This window comes from Mycobacterium sp. GA-2829 (genome assembly GCF_001499965.1).
Classification (GTDB): Bacteria; Actinomycetota; Actinomycetes; order Mycobacteriales; family Mycobacteriaceae; genus Mycobacterium.
This window is the reverse complement of the sequence record NZ_LQIT01000015.1, coordinates 23,130-38,585: the sequence shown is the minus strand read 5'-3', so window position 1 is coordinate 38,585 and position 15,456 is coordinate 23,130. Positions and strand designations below refer to the sequence as shown.

Here is a 15,456-nt window from a genome sequence, read left to right as displayed (position 1 = left end):
GCTTATGGCTGAGACTCTGGCAGCGTTGCCGTCCGCTCTGCGATCGACCGTCTCCGGCGCGCTGGGAGACCCGTTGCGGGTGTTCGCCGAACCGGGACCCGTCTACGAGGCCGACGTGGCGTTCGACGAGGACGTTCCGCTGCCCCCGCTGACGCAGCTGATGCGCCCCGGCCGGCGGTACACCACTTACGTCCGGATCGCGCCGACGGCCGCCACCGCCGTCGTGCGCACCGTGTGCGTCAAGTTCCCCGACGCCTACGGGCCCGGCAGTGACCAGGACTTCCTCTTCGCCTCCTCCGGTGACGGTGCGCCGTTGCACCACTTCACGTTTCCGCGCGGGCACGCCGACGACCAGCTCTACTCCTCGCTGTGGCTCTACCTCGCCGGGGTGCGACCGGTGGTCTTCGGTGCCGCGGCACCGCCCGGCTCGCAACCGGGCGCACTCGGCCGCGGGGATCGACTCGACTTCCTCGTCGGCGGTGTCATCGGCCGCTTCCGCCGGGTGGGCGATATCCGGCTGGGCAGCGAGATCCCGCAGGCGTCGTTGACGTTCGCCGCGAGCAACTCCGGGGGCGGATTGCGACCGCTACCGCCTGCGCTGTTCTACCGTGGCTGAACCCCGTCGCCGGCGATGGGGCACGATGTCGGTGATGAAGAGGTTCCGGGTCGCGACCGCGCTGTGCGCCACCACCATGCTGCTGGCGGCGGGGTGCGCCGACGCCCAGGACGCTGCGGCCGCACCGGACACACCGACGCAGATGCGCATCACCGAGCTGGGTGAAACCCCGCACGACACCGCGGCGTTCACCCAGGGCCTCGAATTCGACGGTGCCGCGCTGCTGGAGACCACCGGACTCGCCGGGCAGTCGCAGCTGCGCGAACTCGACCCCGCCACCGGTGCGGTGCGCCGCGCCGTGCCCCTTCCGGGTGGCTACTTCGGCGAGGGCATGACCGTCGTCGGCGACCGGGTGTGGCAGGTGACCTATCGCGACGGCGTCGCAATCGAATGGGACACAGCGACATTCACCCCGCTGCGGGAAGTGCCCATCGACGGTGAGGGCTGGGGCGTGTGCCTGGACAGCGATCGCATCGTCCGCAGCGACGGCACCGACCAGCTCCGGTTCGTCGCCCCCGCCGGCTTCACCGAGACCGGCAGGGTGCGCGTCACCAGCCCCGGCGGCGAACCGGTCGGTGGCCTCAACGAGTTGGAATGTGTGGACGGTCAGGTGTGGGCGAACGTCTGGCCCACCGACGAGATCGTCCGGATCGACCCGTCCACCGGTGCGGTGACCGCATCCGTCGACGCCTCGATGCTGCGCGGTGACGAGCCGGAAACCAACGTGCTCAACGGAATTGCCTATGCCGGTGACGGGGAGTTCCTGCTCACGGGCAAGAACTGGTCGACGGTCCACCGGGTGCGTTTCGACCCGTCCTGAGACCGGAGATGTGACGAAGGTCACCGATTGGTCTCGATTTTCGCCGACGCGGCGCGGGGTCCCCGGGTGACGGCCAAGGCGGCGTGAGACTTTCCGCATGCGGGTCGAGGAAACCATGTGGGATGTGCTGTTACCGAAGGACGTTGACGAGCGGTGCGGGTATGCGCCGCGCGCCGCACTGGCCGAACTGGTGGCCAAGAAACTGCCGTCGTACAAGCGGCTGCTGCGAGTGGTGACCTGGTCGCCCGACGCGGGCCACCTGTTCCGGCCCACGCCGAACTTCCGGCGCTACGCGGTGTGTTACGAGGTGGAACTGGCCACCTAGCGGGCGGCGGTGGTCAGCCGGCCCAGGAGACCGGCTGGCGCCGCCGCGCGACACGGTCGAGCCGAGTGCGGGCCGCGTCGACCGTGTCGGCCAGCGGCAGTTCGCCCTGCGGATCGCAGATACGCAGCAGTCGGCGTACCTCTCGACCCGGGACGATGACCCAGTCGACGTCGATTCGAGTGCACCCCACGCTCATGTAGTGCAGCGCGCTGAAACCCTGTGACCCGAAGAAGGTGACGCCCGTCAGGTCGACGATCAGTTGGGTCGACGACGTGATGTGGCGCTCGACGTACCTGCCGAGATCGCGCCCGTTCGTCGCGTCCACTTCGCCGACCGCGCGAACCGTGGACAGCGTCGAAGACACTGGGCGAATTGAGAACTCGGCCCGCCCACACCGTTGCGGCGCCTCCGCTGCCGACGGGTCGGGACGGAAAACCCGGATGGTTCCGACGTCGATCATGGGTGGGACTCCCTCGATTGTGATGCCCCGTCGGTTTGTGCGATCACCGCGATCGGCAGCTCGCTCGCGGCCGGGGGATGGGCCGGCAAGCCTCGCGCGGTGGATCGCCGCTGGCTGCTGTTCTCAACCTGTGACGCAGATTACTACGGAATGCGTCGTATTACTACAAGCCTTAACAGCTTCTCAGAAACCTCGTCACCTGCATGTTTGCTGGATCGTCCGGAAGCAGCGTCCGATATTTACGGCTGCGTCGGTCCGGCGACGACGGATTGCGTGGTTCTCGAAATCGGTGTTGTCGCACTGGGGACGAAAGCCGATCAAGGGAGTAGAGTCTCTGGTATCCCGTTCGGGAGGCGACACCGTTTAGTTCCAAGCGGCCCGCTGAAAGCGGTGGTCGGATCAAGCCAACGGTCCCCGCCGGGTTCCGCTGATGTCTCCGCCGAGTGACGACGCTTCGTGGCGACTTCACTTGACTGCCTCTCGGGCAAAGCAAAGCCAACGCGCGACCACGCGCGCGCTTTCGCGTCCGCACCGAGTCCGGAAGGACCCGCGATGACGATTATCGACGAATCACCCCAGTTGGCGGCGCGCAAGCCCGCCACCCGTACCCAAGACGACTACTCGGACGTGCCCGACATGTTCCGGCTCCTCGCGGCGTTGGCCGCCGAGTCCCCGGAATTCGCCCGCCAGCGCGAACGCATCGTGACGCGGTGTCTGCCGTTGGCCGACCACATCGCCTTCCGTTATCACCGCAAGGGCGAGAACCTCGACGATCTGGTGCAGATCGCCCGGGTCGGGCTGATGCACGCCGTCAACCGCTTCGACCCCGAGAACGGTGCGAACTTCCTGTCCTTCGCGGTGCCGACGATGCTCGGCGAGATCCGCCGCCACTTCCGCGACAACGGCTGGGCCATGCACGTCCCGCGCCGGCTCAAGGATCTGCACGTGCAGATCACCAGGGCCACACCCCGGCTGACGCAGACGCTCGGACGTGCACCGACCGCCACCGATCTGGCCCGTGAGTTGGGGGCGGATCGGCAGGAGGTGGTGGAATGCCTCGTCGCCGGCGACGCCTACAGCCTGCGCTCGATCGACAGCCCGATCTCCTCGGCCGACGACACCACCCGCTCGCTCGCCGACACCCTCGGTGAGGTCGACGGCGACATGGAACACATCACCGACCGCGAGTCGCTGCGCCCCCTGCTGGCGGCGCTCACCGAACGCGAACGCACCGTGATCAGCCTGAGGTTCTTCGCGTCGATGACCCAGACGCAGATCGCCGAGCGCATCGGTGTCTCGCAGATGCAGGTCTCGCGAATCCTGGCCAAGACACTGCAGCAACTGCGCGACGGGATGAGCTGACCCGCTCAGCCCTTCGTACGCTCCCGTACGGCGATCGCGACCTCGTTGCGACGCCGAAACGGGAGCGTCCACGGTGGATCGTAGAACCACGCGGCCGGTTCGCCGACCGCTTCGAAGTCGCTGTGCCGCAGCGCGTTCCGCAGCTTCTCGGTGTGCTTCGCAACAGCATCGGGGCTGCGGTCGCCGGTGAACGTCAGCACCGCGACCGTCTCCGGCGGCACCACCGTCAACCGGACGCGCTCGTCGTTCGGGGTCGGGAGCGTGTCCATCGTCCACTTCGACGGCATGAAGAACCGGATGGTCCATTCGCCGGGGGAGTCGGCCGACTGGGCGACCGGCGCCGTCATCGCGATCGTGGTCCCACGCTGCTGGGTGACCGGCGCGGTCATCGCGATCTCGGTGTCCCGATGGTTACCCCCGAAGATGTAGGACGCCAGCCGGCGGAAGCCGTCGTTGCGGGCCGACTCCTCGTCGGCGGCCACGGTGGTCTCCGCGGCGATGCGCTGCTCGTAGCGGCGGATCTCCACCGAATCCGACAGGCGTTGTGTCCTATACGGCGGCTCCTCGGTGCCGTGGCGGATCCCGACCAGGGCGCCCGCTCCCTCGGCCACCTGGCCGCCGATCTTCAGTAGTGAACCCAGCACAATTTCGGTCCTTTCGTCGTACCCGGGTTAGCCCCGCCTTTCGCCTGACAAACGGTCACGTCGGCAAGCGTCACCGACGGGACAGGTTTGGCACATGATCACTTTCGGGAACAGACCCCGCGAGTGCCCCGGTGCGGGGCGTCGACGAGAAGGGACGAGCCGACATGGCCGACGACAGCAGCGGTAACACCGGCCCGGAAGAAGCCATCAAGGGCACGGTCGAGGGCGTGAAGGGTAAGGCGAAAGAGGTCGCGGGCGCGGTGCTCGGCCGCGACGATCTCTACCGCGAGGGCCAAGCCCAGCAGGACAAGGCCGACGCACAGCGCGACGCCGCCAAGAAGGAGGCCGAGGCCGAAGCCGCACGCGGTTCTGCCAAGGTCGCCGAGGAGCGGCAGAAGTCCGAGCAGACCGGCAACTGACTCGACACAGTCGGCCCGCACCACACGGTGCGGGCCGCTCGTGTCTGCGGGTCACCTCCCCAACGCGGCCCTGGCCTGCCTGCGGATCTGGTTCTTGTCGACTTTCCCGTTCGTCGTCAGCGGCAGCGCGTCGACGAACAGCACATGCCGGGGGCGCTTGAACGCCGTCAACCGAGCACGCACGTGCTCGACGAGCAGCGCCTCGGTGGGACGCGCACCGGGAGCCGCCACCACGACCGCGCACACCGCCTCACCCCAGTACTCGTCGGGCACACCCACGACCGCCGCCATGGCGACGTCCCGGTGATCGGTCAGGACGTCCTCGACCTCACGGGAGGACACGTTCTCTCCGCCCGTCACGACCACGTCCTTACGGCGGTCCACCACATACAACCTGCCGTCGGCGTCGATGCGCCCGATGTCGCCGGTGCGCAGCCACCCGTCGACATCGACCGCGGCCCGGTCGGGCCAGTAGCGGGGCGTCACCTGGGCTCCCCGCACCGCGATCTCCCCGTCTCCGGTGATCCGGACGTCGACGTGCGGATGCGCAAAGCCCGCGCTGCTCAGCACATCCGGCCGGTCGGCCAGCCCGCGGCGGTGGTCCCCGGGCCCGAGGAAGGTGACGTTGCCGCCGGTCTCGGTCATGCCGTAGCCCTGGTGGAAGTCGACGTCGAGCCGGTCGAGGGCGGCGCGCAGCAGATCGGCCGGGATGGCGGCGGAGCCGTAGGCGATCGAGCGCAGCGTCGGCAGCGCCGCACCGGTCTCCCGCAGATGCGTGAGCAGGGCGTGCAGCATGGTCGGCGCGAGCGAACACGACGTGACCCCGTGCTCGACGACCGCATCCGCGAAGGCGTCCGCGCGGAACTGCGCGGCGAGCACGACCGTGGCGGCGACGGCGTGCTGGACGAGCATGTTGTATCCGGCGATGTGGCACATCGGGAACGGCAGCAGGTACACCCCACCGGGGTCGACCGCACGTCCGATGACCGAACCGCCGACCGCGGCCAGGATCGAACGATGGCTGTGCACAACCCCTTTCGGGGTACCGGTCGATCCGCTCGTGAACAGCACCCAGGCGGCATCCTCGGCGGTCGGACGCCCGTCGGCGGGACGGTCCGGGTGCGCGGTGAGTTCGGCCGCATCGGTGGCCAGCACCCGGCGCACCGACGGCACCTGCGAGTGCAGGTCCGCCAGCGCGGCCAGGTACGCGCGGTCGCCGACCACGACGGTGGGTGCGGTGGTCGCCAGTTGCGCGTACTGCTCCGCCGCCTTGAGTCGTTGGTTGACCAGGACCAGGACCCGCCCGGCGCGCGGCACCCCGTAATACAGCCGTGCGTAGGCGGTGCTGTTGTCGGCGACGACGGCGATGCGGTCCCCGGGTGCGGTGTGCCGGTCGACCCACCCGCTCACCGCGCCGATCTCCCGGTCGAACTGTGCGAAAGACGTTGCGGCGCCGTCGGTGTCGATGACTGCCGGGCGATCCGGTGCGGTGGCGGCCGCGGACGCCACGAGGTCGTGCAGGAGCATCGTCACCGAGGCACCCCGAGTGCGAGCACCGCAGCGTCGTCCTCCACGCCCGCCCCCAATTCACTGAGCAGATCCCGCAACGTCTCGACGATCGCGACGGCGGTGGTGGGTGCGTGCGCGCGGGCGAGGTCCATCAGCGCGTCGTGGTCGTCGTACCGCTCGACACCGCTGCCGATCCGGGCCTCGGTGACGCCGTCGGTGTACATCACCAGCGTGTCGCCTGCGCCGAGATGGACCCGGGCCGAGGCGAACCGGGCGTTGTGGAAAATGCCGACCGCCTGACCGCCCTCGGTGCTGACCTTGTGCACGCCGCCGTCGGCGCGCAGCAGCAGCGCGGGCGGATGGCCGCCGCTGGCCAGGCGCACATCGAATCCGTCGTCGTGGCGCACCAGGAGCCCGAAGATGACCGTGCAGAAGTGGGAGCGGTCCGCGCCGAACTCGTTGAGCAGCACGGTGTCGAGGTTGTGCAGCACCGCCTCCGGATCCTCGTCGAACACAGCGGCCGCGCGCAACGTGTACCGCGTCAGCGACGCCACCGTCGCCGCGTCGACACCCTTACCGCAGACGTCGCCGAGGAAGAACGCCGACCGGCCCGGCGCCAGCGCGAAGAGGTCGTAGAAGTCGCCGCCGACGTCGTCGTGCGACGCGGTGTGCAGGTGTGCGCACGCCTCGAGTCCGGCGGGCGGGGACAGCGCGGGCGGCAACAGGGACCGCTTCAGCGTGCGCGCCAGCGCGGTCGCCCTGGCCTTCTCCTGTTCGGCGCGGCGCCGTTCGGCCAGCAGCTCCTGCTCGTAGGCCCGGCGGTCGCTGGCGTCCTGCAGGACGAGCCGGATCGTCTCCGTCGCCCCGGTCGGTCCGGTCCGGACGTTCGCGGCGATCAGGGCTGGCAGCCGCTCACCCGTTCCGGTGACGAGTTCGACTGCCACGCCCTGCAATTGCCCGGTGAGGTGAAGCAGCGGCGCGAAGTGTGTCTCGAAATGGATGCGGCTGCCGACGCTCAACAGGTCGGTGAACGGGCTGCCCAGCAGGTCCTCGCGGGAACGGCCGAGCCATCGGACCAGCGTCTCGTTGACCGACAGGATCCGGCGGTCGGGCCCGGTGGCGAGCTGGCCGCACGGGGCGTTCTCGTAGAGATCCTCGACGATGTGCTGCGGCGCCATGCCGTCGGGCCGTCTCACGTCGACCGCGCGAACGCGGCGATGGCCTCGGTGGTCTCCTCCGGGGCGCTCAGATGCGGACAGTGGCCGGTGGTGTCGAGGGTGAGCAGCGTGCTGTCCGCGATACGGCCGTGCACGAACGCGCCGACCCCCTGCGGCGCGATGGCGTCGACGGCGGACTCGATCACCAGCGTCGGGATACGTACCCCGTCGAGGTCGCCGCGATTGTCCGACAGGAACGTCGCGCGGGCGAACACGCGCGCCCGGATGGGGTCCGTACGGCAGAAACTCTCGGACAACTCCTCAGACAGCTCGGGCTGCCCCGGCGCACCCATGATGACCGGGGCCATCGACCGCGACCAGCCCAGGTAGTTGCTCTCCAGCGATTCCAGGAGTTCCTCGACGTCGGCGCGAGAGAACCCGCCCCGGTAGTCGCCGTCGTCGACGTAGCAGGGCGACGGGGTCAGCAGCACGAGTTTGGCGAACCGGCTGGGGTCCGCGCAGACCGCGAGCACACCCATCATGGCCGCGACCGAGTGTCCGACGAACACGACGTCGTGCAGGTCGAGTTCACGCACCAGGTCGAGGATGTCCTCGGCGTAGCCGCCCAGGGTGGCGTAGCGGTCGGCGTCCCACGCGGCCGGATCCGAGGCCCCCGAGCCGACGTGGTCGAACAGCACGACCCGGAACTCGGGCACCAACCGCGCCGTCACCAACCGCCACAGGTTCTGGTCGCATCCGAATCCGTGCGCGAGCACCACCGTGGGTCCGCTGTCACCGATGATCCGGACGTTGTTCCGTGCGCGCACATCCATCACCACGATCTTTTCATTCCCGCTGCGCGGCGCGGGCACTCACAGGGGGATTCGGACCGTCAACGCGGTACCGGCGCCCGGACGGCTGGCGATGTCCAGGTGTCCGGACACTGCCTCCACCCGGTCCTTCAGCCCGATCAACCCCGACCCCGCCGCGATGTCCGCGCCGCCCACGCCGTCGTCGGCGACCGTCAGGTGCAGGGCATCGTCCTCGGCGTGCGCGGACACCGAGACCTCCGAGGCGGCGGCGTGTTTGGCCGCATTGGTCAGCGCCTCGGCGACGACGTAGTACGCGGCCACCTCGACCCGTTCGGGCAGTCGGCGGGTCACGTCGAGGTCGAGTTCCACCGGGACACTCGAACGGCGGGCCAACGTCTTGATGGCGGGGCCGAGACCGCCGCGGGACAGGATGGCCGGGTGGATGCCGCGGGACAGTTCCTGCAGGTCTTGGTGCAGGTCGCCGAGGCCGGACACCACCGCGGTCAGTGCCTTGCGGACCTGGTCGGCGTCGGGCGGCAGCGACGCCTCGAGCGCGCGGACGTCCAGGCCCAGCGACACGATGCGCTGCTGGGCACCGTCGTGCAGGTCCCGTTCGAAGCCTCGGCGCGCATGGTCGGCCGCAGTGATGATGCGGGCGCGGGAGGCCTGCAGTTCGGCGCGGGTCTCGGCGTTGGTGATGGCCGTGGCGATGAGGTCGGCGAAGTCGCCGACCCGCGCCTCGCATTCCGGTGGCAGCGGATCCTCGCTGAGCGAACCGACCAGCACCGCGCCGCGCACCTGCCCGCCGACGAGCACCGGCGCACCGACTCCGGTGCGCACCTTCAGATCACGCAGCCGGGTGGCGATGGGCCCGGCGAGCGGGTCGTAGTCGTCGATGCGGGCGGGCGCGCCGGTGTCTCGGATCCGGCGGCTCAGGCTGTCCCCGGCGAGATCGAACCGGTCACCGACGGCGAGCGGCCGGAGGTCCCGGCTGTCATGGGCGGCCAGAACCACGCATTCGTCGGCCTCGAAACCCACGAGCGTGACGTGCTGGACGCCGAGGCCCTCGGCCAGTTCGGCCACCGCGGCCGGATACACCTGCGCGGGCTCGGCGCCGCGGGCGACCATCGTGGCCACCCGGCGCAGCGCGGTCTGCTGATCGGCGAGCGCGCTGACCTCGGCGTGGCTGGCCGCCAGCGCGGCGTTGATCCGCTGGCGCTCCCGGGTCGCCACCAGCAGCGCCTCCAACGATCCGAGGATGCGCTCGACGCGTCTGCGCGCATCGGCCGACAGGTCCGCGGGGACCACCAGGCTGCCGACCCGGGTCGCGCCGTCGTGCAGCGGGATCACACTGACCCCGTCACCGCCCGGGGGGTCGTCGAGTTCGAGTGCGGCGAAGGGCAATTCGAGGACGTCGGCGATGCGCCGGCCCGCGTGGCGCAGCGCCTCCCGCAGATCACCCGCACCCAGCGTGGAGCGGGCGAGTTCGGCGGACAGATCGGCCTCGAACCGCCGCTGTTCGGCCTCGGCCGCCCGCAACCGCGCCTGCCCGGCGAGCAGGTTGGCCAGCAGGGCCAGCGGCAGGAACACCGCGAGCGCGGGCACCAGGCTGTCGGAGCCCTCCAGATGGAAGTAGAGGTAGACCAGGGCGCTGACCAGCGACGTCGCCACCGCCAGGCCGAAACCCCACCCGGCCGAGACGACGAGCACCCCGAGCAGGAACAACGCGCCGAACGCGTTCTCGGGCGCCACCCGCTTGAGCTGCAACACCAGCAGCGTCTCGAAGCCGATGAACGCGGCGGCCACCACGATGCCGAGCCACAGCGGGGGAGCGGTGGTGCGGAGCAGCAACCGGAGCAGCCGGTCTTGCACGCCGGTCACCCCGTGATCGTAGAGCGGGCGGGCCGGCGCCGCTTGATCAGCTGGTGACGCTCTCGGTGGCAAGGGCTCTGGCCCAGCGGTAGTCGGCCTTGCCCGCGGGCGAGCGCACCACCTTGCCGGTCGGGATGAAAACCTTGGGCACCTTGTACCGGGCGATCGAGCGCGAACACACCTCGGCGAGTTCCTCGTCGGTGGCCGAACCACCCTCGGCGAACTGGACGATCGCCACGACCTCGCTGCCCCAGCGTTCGGAGGGCCGGCCGACCACCACGACGTCGTACACGGCGGGATGGGCGGCCACCGCCCGCTCGACCTCCTCGGCGAAGATCTTCTCCCCACCCGAGTTGATGGTCACCGAGTCGCGGCCGAGCAGCTCGATGCGCCCGTCCGGCAACACATTCGCGCGGTCCCCGGGCACCGACCAACGCACCCCGTCGATCGTCGGGAACGTTCGAGCCGTCTTCTCCGCATCCCCGAGATAACCGAGCGGGACGAGGTCGCGGCGCGCCAACCAGCCCTGGCCCTCACCGGGTTGCAGCACCCGGCTGAAGTCCTCGGCGACCACCGCGGTGTCGCTCTGCGGGGTGAACGTCGCGGCCTGGACCGGTGCGCCCGCGGCGGCGTAGGTGCTCATCTGCGCGCCGGTCTCCGAGGACCCGACGGCGTCCATGACGATGACGTGCGGCAGCGCGGCCAGGATACGGTCGCGCACCGTGGGCGACAGCGGTGCGCCGCCGTTGGTCACCGTCACCAGACCCGACAGGTCGTAGTCGCCGCGTTCGATCTCGTCGAGCAGGGGACGCGCGACCGCGTCGCCGACCATCGGGATGCTCAGGACCCGTTCGCGGGCGGCCACCCGCAGGGCGTCGTCGGCGTGCAACCGGTCGACGTGGTCGGGGATCGCGATCCGGCCGCCCATCGTCACCGCGTTGTAGGCCGCCCACTGGGCGGCGCCATGCATGAACGGCGGGATCATCAGCAGTCCCATCGCCCCGGCGCCGGCGCGCGCCCGCTCGGCGAGCTCTTCGTAGGACGCCAGGAACGTGTCGCTGCCGAACGGCCGGCCGCCCATCGACGACAGGAAGATGTCGTGCTGGCGCCACAGCACACCCTTGGGCATCCCGGTGGTGCCGCCGGTGTAGAGGATGTACAGATCGTCGCCGGTGGGCAGCGGCATCCCGCCCTGGGGCGCCGGGGTGTTGACGATCGACTCGTAATCGACTGCGCCGGGCAGCAATTCGTTGCCGGAGTCGTCAGCGACCTGAATGAGCACCCGCAGATTCGGTAGCCGGTCCCGCACGGCGGCGACCTGGGGTGCGAACTCGGCGGCGTAGACCAGCGCGCGGGCGTCGGCGTCGGTGAGCAGATAGGTGAGCTCTTCGCCGACGTAGCGGTAGTTGACGTTGAACGGGGCGACACGGGCGCGGTAACTGCCGATCATCGCCTCGAGGTACTCGTTGCCGTTGCGCACGTAGATCCCGAGGTGATCCTGCCCGGAGGCGTGTCCGGGCAGCCGGTCGCGCTCGGTGTGGCAGCCCAGACCGACCGACGTCAGGTAGTGGGCGACACCGTCGACGCGGGCGTCGGTGTCGGCGTAGGTGAACCGGCGATCCCGCCACACCAGGAACGTGTTGTCCGGAACCGCTTCGGCGACCGTCCTGAAGACGGTCGACAGATCGAACTCAACACCGGCGTCGGTCATGACAAGACCATACAACTACAAGTTGTCCGTATGGTCGGGGTTCGGTCAGGCGGGGAACAGTCCGTTACCGGTGAGCACCGTGGGCTGCCAGCCCTGCGCGCCGACGCACAGTAGCGGCCTGCCGTCGGGGGCCTGGGCGGTGGACTGCGGGCCGGGGCACGGGGCGCCGATGTCCTGCACGCCGTACAGCGCGTACGTCGTGGTCCAGAACCCGGTCTGCACCGGCGGCCACTGGTTGGGGATCCACTTGCACTGCAGCGGCTCCCCGCCGCGGCCGCGTCCGAACACGTTGCGCTGCCAGCTGTAACAGGGCGCGCCGAGTTTGGCCTCGTAGCTCATCCCGGGCACATCGGTGGAATAGCGGCCCGGATCGTCGTGGTAGTCGTTCGACGGATCGGCGCTGGCGCCGGGCGCCAGCGCGAGCGCCGCTGCGGCGATCGTCGTGGCGACGAAGAGTTCACGAAACATGTCCCACCCTCACGGCTGACTCGATGGCCCTGCGGCAAAGAGTAACCGGTGGCCCACGGGTGCGACCGCTTTCGGTCTCAGTCGGTGTGCGGTTCGGCGTGCGGTTCGGTGTCGAGCACGCTGACCGCGATCCCGTACGGCAGGAACCGCACCCTGCGGGTCGGGTCGGTGTTGTCCTTGTTCGCCCGTAACGCGTCGAGCTCGGTGGGGAACACCTGCTCGATGTGGGCGCCACCGTCGGCGTCGACGGTGTAGATCGCCCACACCCCGTCGCCGGCCTCGCCGGTGGTTTCGGGTTCGGGCCGCGCCCGGCTGAACCGGCCCAGCTCGTCGAGCAGTGCGCTCCAGCCGGCGCGCTCACCCGAGGTGGTGAAGAAACGGCCGACACCCTCGAGTGCCTCCCGGGCGACCCGGTCGAGATCGTCGGGGTCGAAGCCGAATGGTCCGTTGTTGCTCATGATCGTTGCCGTCCTCCTCAAGTACCGCAACACTCACGGTACTCACAATTGGTTCCCAGCCGCGCGAGACAGGTGACCGTATGACCTTCACCCGAGTCGATCTACTGACCACCGTGGAACGCTCCCCACAACTGCTGGCCGAGCGGGACCGTGACGGCTGGGTCGGTCTCTTCACCGCCGACGGGGAGATCCAAGATCCCGTCGGCAGCCGGCCCCACCGTGGCATCGGGCAGATCGACCGCTTCTACGCCACGTTCATCGCTCCGCGGGACATCACCTTCCACGTGCGCGACGACATCGTGGTCGACGATGCGGTCGTTCGGGACGTCGACCTGGAGGTCGCGATGACCGGCGGGGTGACGATGCGCATTCCGGCGATCCTGCGGTACGACCTGGCGACCGTCGCCGGTGAACTCAGGATCAGCCGGCTGCAGGCGTTCTGGGAACTGCCGGGTATGGCCGGACAGTTCCTGCGCAACGGGGTGCGTGCGGTACCCGCGGGCGGTGCGCTCACGGCCGCGCTGCTGCGCAACCAGGGACCCGCGGGCGCGGCGGGTTTCCTGTCCGGGCTGTGGGGTGCGGGTGCGGCCAGGAAACGGCACGTCGAACGGTTCCTCGCCGATGCGTGCGCCGGTGACGAGGTCGCGGTGCGGCGCCGACTGGGCAGGGGCGCACGCATCACGCTCGGCGAGTCGCAACCGCTCAGCGGGGCCGAGTTGCTGGGGCGCCTCGTCGGCGCCCGGTGCGACAAACTCATCGCGGCGGGCCGCCACGTCGCGGCCATGGTGCGGGGGCCGGGCGGGGTGCGCGCGGTGGTGATCGCCGACGTCGAGAGCCGGCCGTTCGCGATCACCCGGCTGCGCGTCTTCGCCGAGCCGGGGTTAACCGGCTCGGACCGCGGGTAGTCCTGCGGCGTGAGCACGCCCAGCGATGACGACGACAAGAGCGAATCCGACGTCGGCGACGACCAGAAGGTCGCCTCGTCCCGTGCCGGTAAGGAAGGCGACGAGGAGGACGGCACCTACGTCGGCCGCACCGGCAGCGACGACGCTCTCGACGACGAGACCTCCGGTGCGGAGGCGCGCGCCCAGCAGGGCAACTGAGCAGGGACGACACGGCGGGGTTGCACCCTGCCGGCCTGGGGACGTGAGACGGTATGACGACCATGTCTGACCGCCACCACATGACCTACGAGGACTTCGGCCGCAAGTTCTTCGAGTTCGCCGTCACCGAGGACCGCGTCGCCGATGCGATCGGCGCGATCGCCGGCGAGGCGTTCGAGATGGGTCCGATGGGTCAGGGCCCCGGCGGGATCGCCAAGGTGACCGCCCGGGTGAAGATCCAGCAGCCGCGGGTGACCCGGCACGTCGGCGAGATGATCACGTTCGCCATCCGGATTCCGCTGGAGATCGACATGGTCGTCGACCTACGGATCGACAAGCCGAAATTCGTGGTCTACGGCGAGATCTCGCTGCGGGCGTCGGCCCTGGCCGCAGAACCGCTGCTGCTCATCCTCGACGTCAAGAAGCCGCGGCCGTCGGACATCTCGATCCACGTGACGTCGAAGTCGTTGCGCGCGGAGGTCGTTCGCATCATCGGCGGTATCGATTCGGAGATCAAGCGGTTCATCGCCGCTCACGTCGCCGGCGAGATCGACAGCCCGGAATCCAAACAGGCACAGGTCATCAACGTCGCCGAGATGATCGACGAGTCCTGGACCGGGATCTAGCCGGGCGCCAGCTCCGCACCGAATGCGCGGCCGGCCGGTCGGCGAAACGGCTCCGCCAGCGCGTCGGCGACGATCCGGTAGGCGACGTCCTCCTCAGGGTGCACCCCCGGGAAGAAGTAGTAGCCGTGCGGCATCCCGTCCGGGAAGTAGTCGACCGTGCGGCCGCCCGCCGCCCGGATCCGGTCTGCGAACGCTCTGGCGGAGTCGACGATCGGGTCGTGGGTGCCCGCGGTGATCACCGCGAGCGGATAGCCGGACAACTCACCCTCGATGGGGCTCACGTACGGATGGTCCCAGGCAGTGGCACCGACGTAGGCGCCGCGGATGAATCCGGCGAACGACATGTCGTAGACGATGCCGCGGGGCGCCTGGGTGCGGAACGACTCCCAGCGTTCGAACTGGAAGTCGGGCATCGCGCCCAGCATCACCACCGCGTCCGGGATTCGCACCCCTTCGTCGCGAGCCCGCAGCGGAAGTACCGCAGCGAAATTCGATCCAGCCGAGTCGCCCGCGACCGCGATCCGATCCGGATCCCCGCCCAGGACACCCGCGTTGCCGGTCACCCAGCGGTATACGTCGAAGGCGTCGTCGAGGGGGGTGGGGAACATGAATTCGGGCGCCGAGCGGTAGTTCGCCGAGACCACCAGGGCGCCGTTGGTGAACGCGAGCTTGCGGGCCAGGAAGTCGCAGTCCTCCGAGACACCGACGGTGAACCCGCCGCCGTGGTAGTAGACGATCACCGGCAGCGCTTCGGCAGGCGGCCCCGCGCCTGCCGGCCGGTACAGCTGACAGCGCGCCACCCCGTCGCGGACCGGGAGGTACACCTGGTCGACGTCGACGCCAGGTACTGCCTCGGCGCCGCTGGGCGGGACGAGAGCCGGATCCGGCTGATGGCCGTCCCCGATGTAGCCGCTGCGGACGGTGCGGATCATCAGGTCCCGCAACGCGACCGGCTGCCGGTTGTTGGCGATCACCCGGTACATCGGCATCGCGGGATCGTCGGCGGCGATGTAGGTCAGACCGTCGATGGCCACCGGTGCGGTGACGTCGGTCTGGCCCGTGGGCACGCGACGCAGTTCGGCGGGGATCACCTG

General features: G+C 69.7%; 18 protein-coding genes. 8 read left to right on the top strand and 10 right to left on the bottom strand.

Translation table 11 applies throughout. The features are described 5' to 3' along the window. The first annotated feature begins 4 nt into the window (after positions 1-4). From AU194_RS11230 to AU194_RS11220, 3 genes are all read left to right on the top strand, one after another. Positions 5-616 (top strand): hypothetical protein, encoded by a 612-nt coding sequence (locus tag AU194_RS11230; RefSeq protein ID WP_059089318.1) that lies wholly within the window; start codon positions 5-7, stop codon positions 614-616. Between the two features lie 25 nt (positions 617-641). Further along, entirely contained in the window at positions 642-1,436 is a 795-nt protein-coding gene (locus tag AU194_RS11225) for a glutaminyl-peptide cyclotransferase (RefSeq protein WP_059089317.1), read from the top strand. A 97-nt stretch (positions 1,437-1,533) separates the two neighbouring features. After that, positions 1,534-1,761: a hypothetical protein gene (locus AU194_RS11220; RefSeq protein ID WP_231743299.1), complete on the top strand. Its 228-nt coding sequence runs from the start codon at positions 1,534-1,536 to the stop codon at positions 1,759-1,761. A 13-nt stretch (positions 1,762-1,774) separates the two neighbouring features. Here the strand turns inward: AU194_RS11220 and AU194_RS11215 are convergent, their stop codons facing one another. Further along, entirely contained in the window at positions 1,775-2,125 is a 351-nt protein-coding gene (locus AU194_RS11215) for an STAS domain-containing protein (RefSeq protein WP_231743297.1), read from the bottom strand. A gap of 648 nt (positions 2,126-2,773) precedes the next feature. Here AU194_RS11215 and AU194_RS11210 point away from each other — a divergent pair. Continuing rightward, positions 2,774-3,583 (top strand): RNA polymerase sigma factor SigF, encoded by an 810-nt coding sequence (locus tag AU194_RS11210; RefSeq protein ID WP_059089315.1) that lies wholly within the window; start codon positions 2,774-2,776, stop codon positions 3,581-3,583. A 5-nt stretch (positions 3,584-3,588) separates the two neighbouring features. Here the strand turns inward: AU194_RS11210 and AU194_RS11205 are convergent, their stop codons facing one another. After that, complete coding sequence (locus tag AU194_RS11205; protein WP_059089314.1) at positions 3,589-4,227, bottom strand: heme-binding protein; 639 nt, start codon at positions 4,225-4,227, stop codon at positions 3,589-3,591. A 164-nt stretch (positions 4,228-4,391) separates the two neighbouring features. On the opposite strand from AU194_RS11205, the gene AU194_RS11200 reads away from it, so the two are divergent. Then, positions 4,392-4,646 (top strand): CsbD family protein, encoded by a 255-nt coding sequence (locus AU194_RS11200; protein WP_059089313.1) that lies wholly within the window; start codon positions 4,392-4,394, stop codon positions 4,644-4,646. Between the two features lie 51 nt (positions 4,647-4,697). Here AU194_RS11200 and AU194_RS11195 read toward each other — a convergent pair whose 3' ends face one another. The 7 genes from AU194_RS11195 to AU194_RS11165 all read right to left on the bottom strand — a co-directional run bounded on the left by AU194_RS11195 (position 4,698) and on the right by AU194_RS11165 (position 12,633). Continuing rightward, positions 4,698-6,173: an AMP-binding protein gene (locus tag AU194_RS11195; RefSeq protein ID WP_059089378.1), complete on the bottom strand. Its 1,476-nt coding sequence runs from the start codon at positions 6,171-6,173 to the stop codon at positions 4,698-4,700. Positions 6,174-6,175: 2 nt separating this feature from the next. Beyond that, on the bottom strand, positions 6,176-7,333 hold the full coding sequence (locus tag AU194_RS11190; RefSeq protein WP_059089312.1) for a PP2C family protein-serine/threonine phosphatase: 1,158 nt from the start codon (positions 7,331-7,333) through the stop codon (positions 6,176-6,178). 14 nt (positions 7,334-7,347) lie between these two features. Next, positions 7,348-8,145 carry an alpha/beta fold hydrolase gene (locus tag AU194_RS11185; protein WP_059089377.1) on the bottom strand — a complete coding sequence of 266 codons (798 nt, stop codon included), beginning with the start codon at positions 8,143-8,145 and terminating at the stop codon, positions 7,348-7,350. A gap of 39 nt (positions 8,146-8,184) precedes the next feature. Continuing rightward, positions 8,185-9,795: a GAF domain-containing sensor histidine kinase gene (locus AU194_RS11180; RefSeq protein ID WP_369804092.1), complete on the bottom strand. Its 1,611-nt coding sequence runs from the start codon at positions 9,793-9,795 to the stop codon at positions 8,185-8,187. A 247-nt stretch (positions 9,796-10,042) separates the two neighbouring features. Continuing rightward, complete coding sequence (locus AU194_RS11175; protein ID WP_059089311.1) at positions 10,043-11,707, bottom strand: acyl-CoA synthetase; 1,665 nt, start codon at positions 11,705-11,707, stop codon at positions 10,043-10,045. 45 nt (positions 11,708-11,752) lie between these two features. Further along, on the bottom strand, positions 11,753-12,175 hold the full coding sequence (locus AU194_RS11170) for a hypothetical protein (RefSeq protein ID WP_059089310.1): 423 nt from the start codon (positions 12,173-12,175) through the stop codon (positions 11,753-11,755). A 77-nt stretch (positions 12,176-12,252) separates the two neighbouring features. Next, positions 12,253-12,633, bottom strand: a complete 381-nt coding sequence (locus AU194_RS11165; RefSeq protein ID WP_059089309.1) for a hypothetical protein — start codon at positions 12,631-12,633, stop codon at positions 12,253-12,255. An 80-nt stretch (positions 12,634-12,713) separates the two neighbouring features. On the opposite strand from AU194_RS11165, the gene AU194_RS11160 reads away from it, so the two are divergent. From AU194_RS11160 to AU194_RS11150, 3 genes are read left to right on the top strand one after another with little or no spacing between them, the layout of a single operon-like run. Continuing rightward, positions 12,714-13,538: a nuclear transport factor 2 family protein gene (locus tag AU194_RS11160; RefSeq protein ID WP_059089308.1), complete on the top strand. Its 825-nt coding sequence runs from the start codon at positions 12,714-12,716 to the stop codon at positions 13,536-13,538. Positions 13,539-13,547: 9 nt separating this feature from the next. After that, positions 13,548-13,736, top strand: coding sequence for a hypothetical protein (locus AU194_RS11155; protein WP_059089307.1), 189 nt, complete (start codon positions 13,548-13,550; stop codon positions 13,734-13,736). Between the two features lie 53 nt (positions 13,737-13,789). Further along, complete coding sequence (locus tag AU194_RS11150) at positions 13,790-14,362, top strand: hypothetical protein (protein ID WP_059089306.1); 573 nt, start codon at positions 13,790-13,792, stop codon at positions 14,360-14,362. On the opposite strand, the gene AU194_RS11145 is transcribed toward AU194_RS11150, so the two are convergent. Further along, positions 14,359-15,453, bottom strand: a complete 1,095-nt coding sequence (locus AU194_RS11145; RefSeq protein WP_059089305.1) for an alpha/beta hydrolase — start codon at positions 15,451-15,453, stop codon at positions 14,359-14,361. The genes AU194_RS11150 and AU194_RS11145 overlap by 4 nt on opposite strands. Positions 15,454-15,456: the final 3 nt, after the last annotated feature.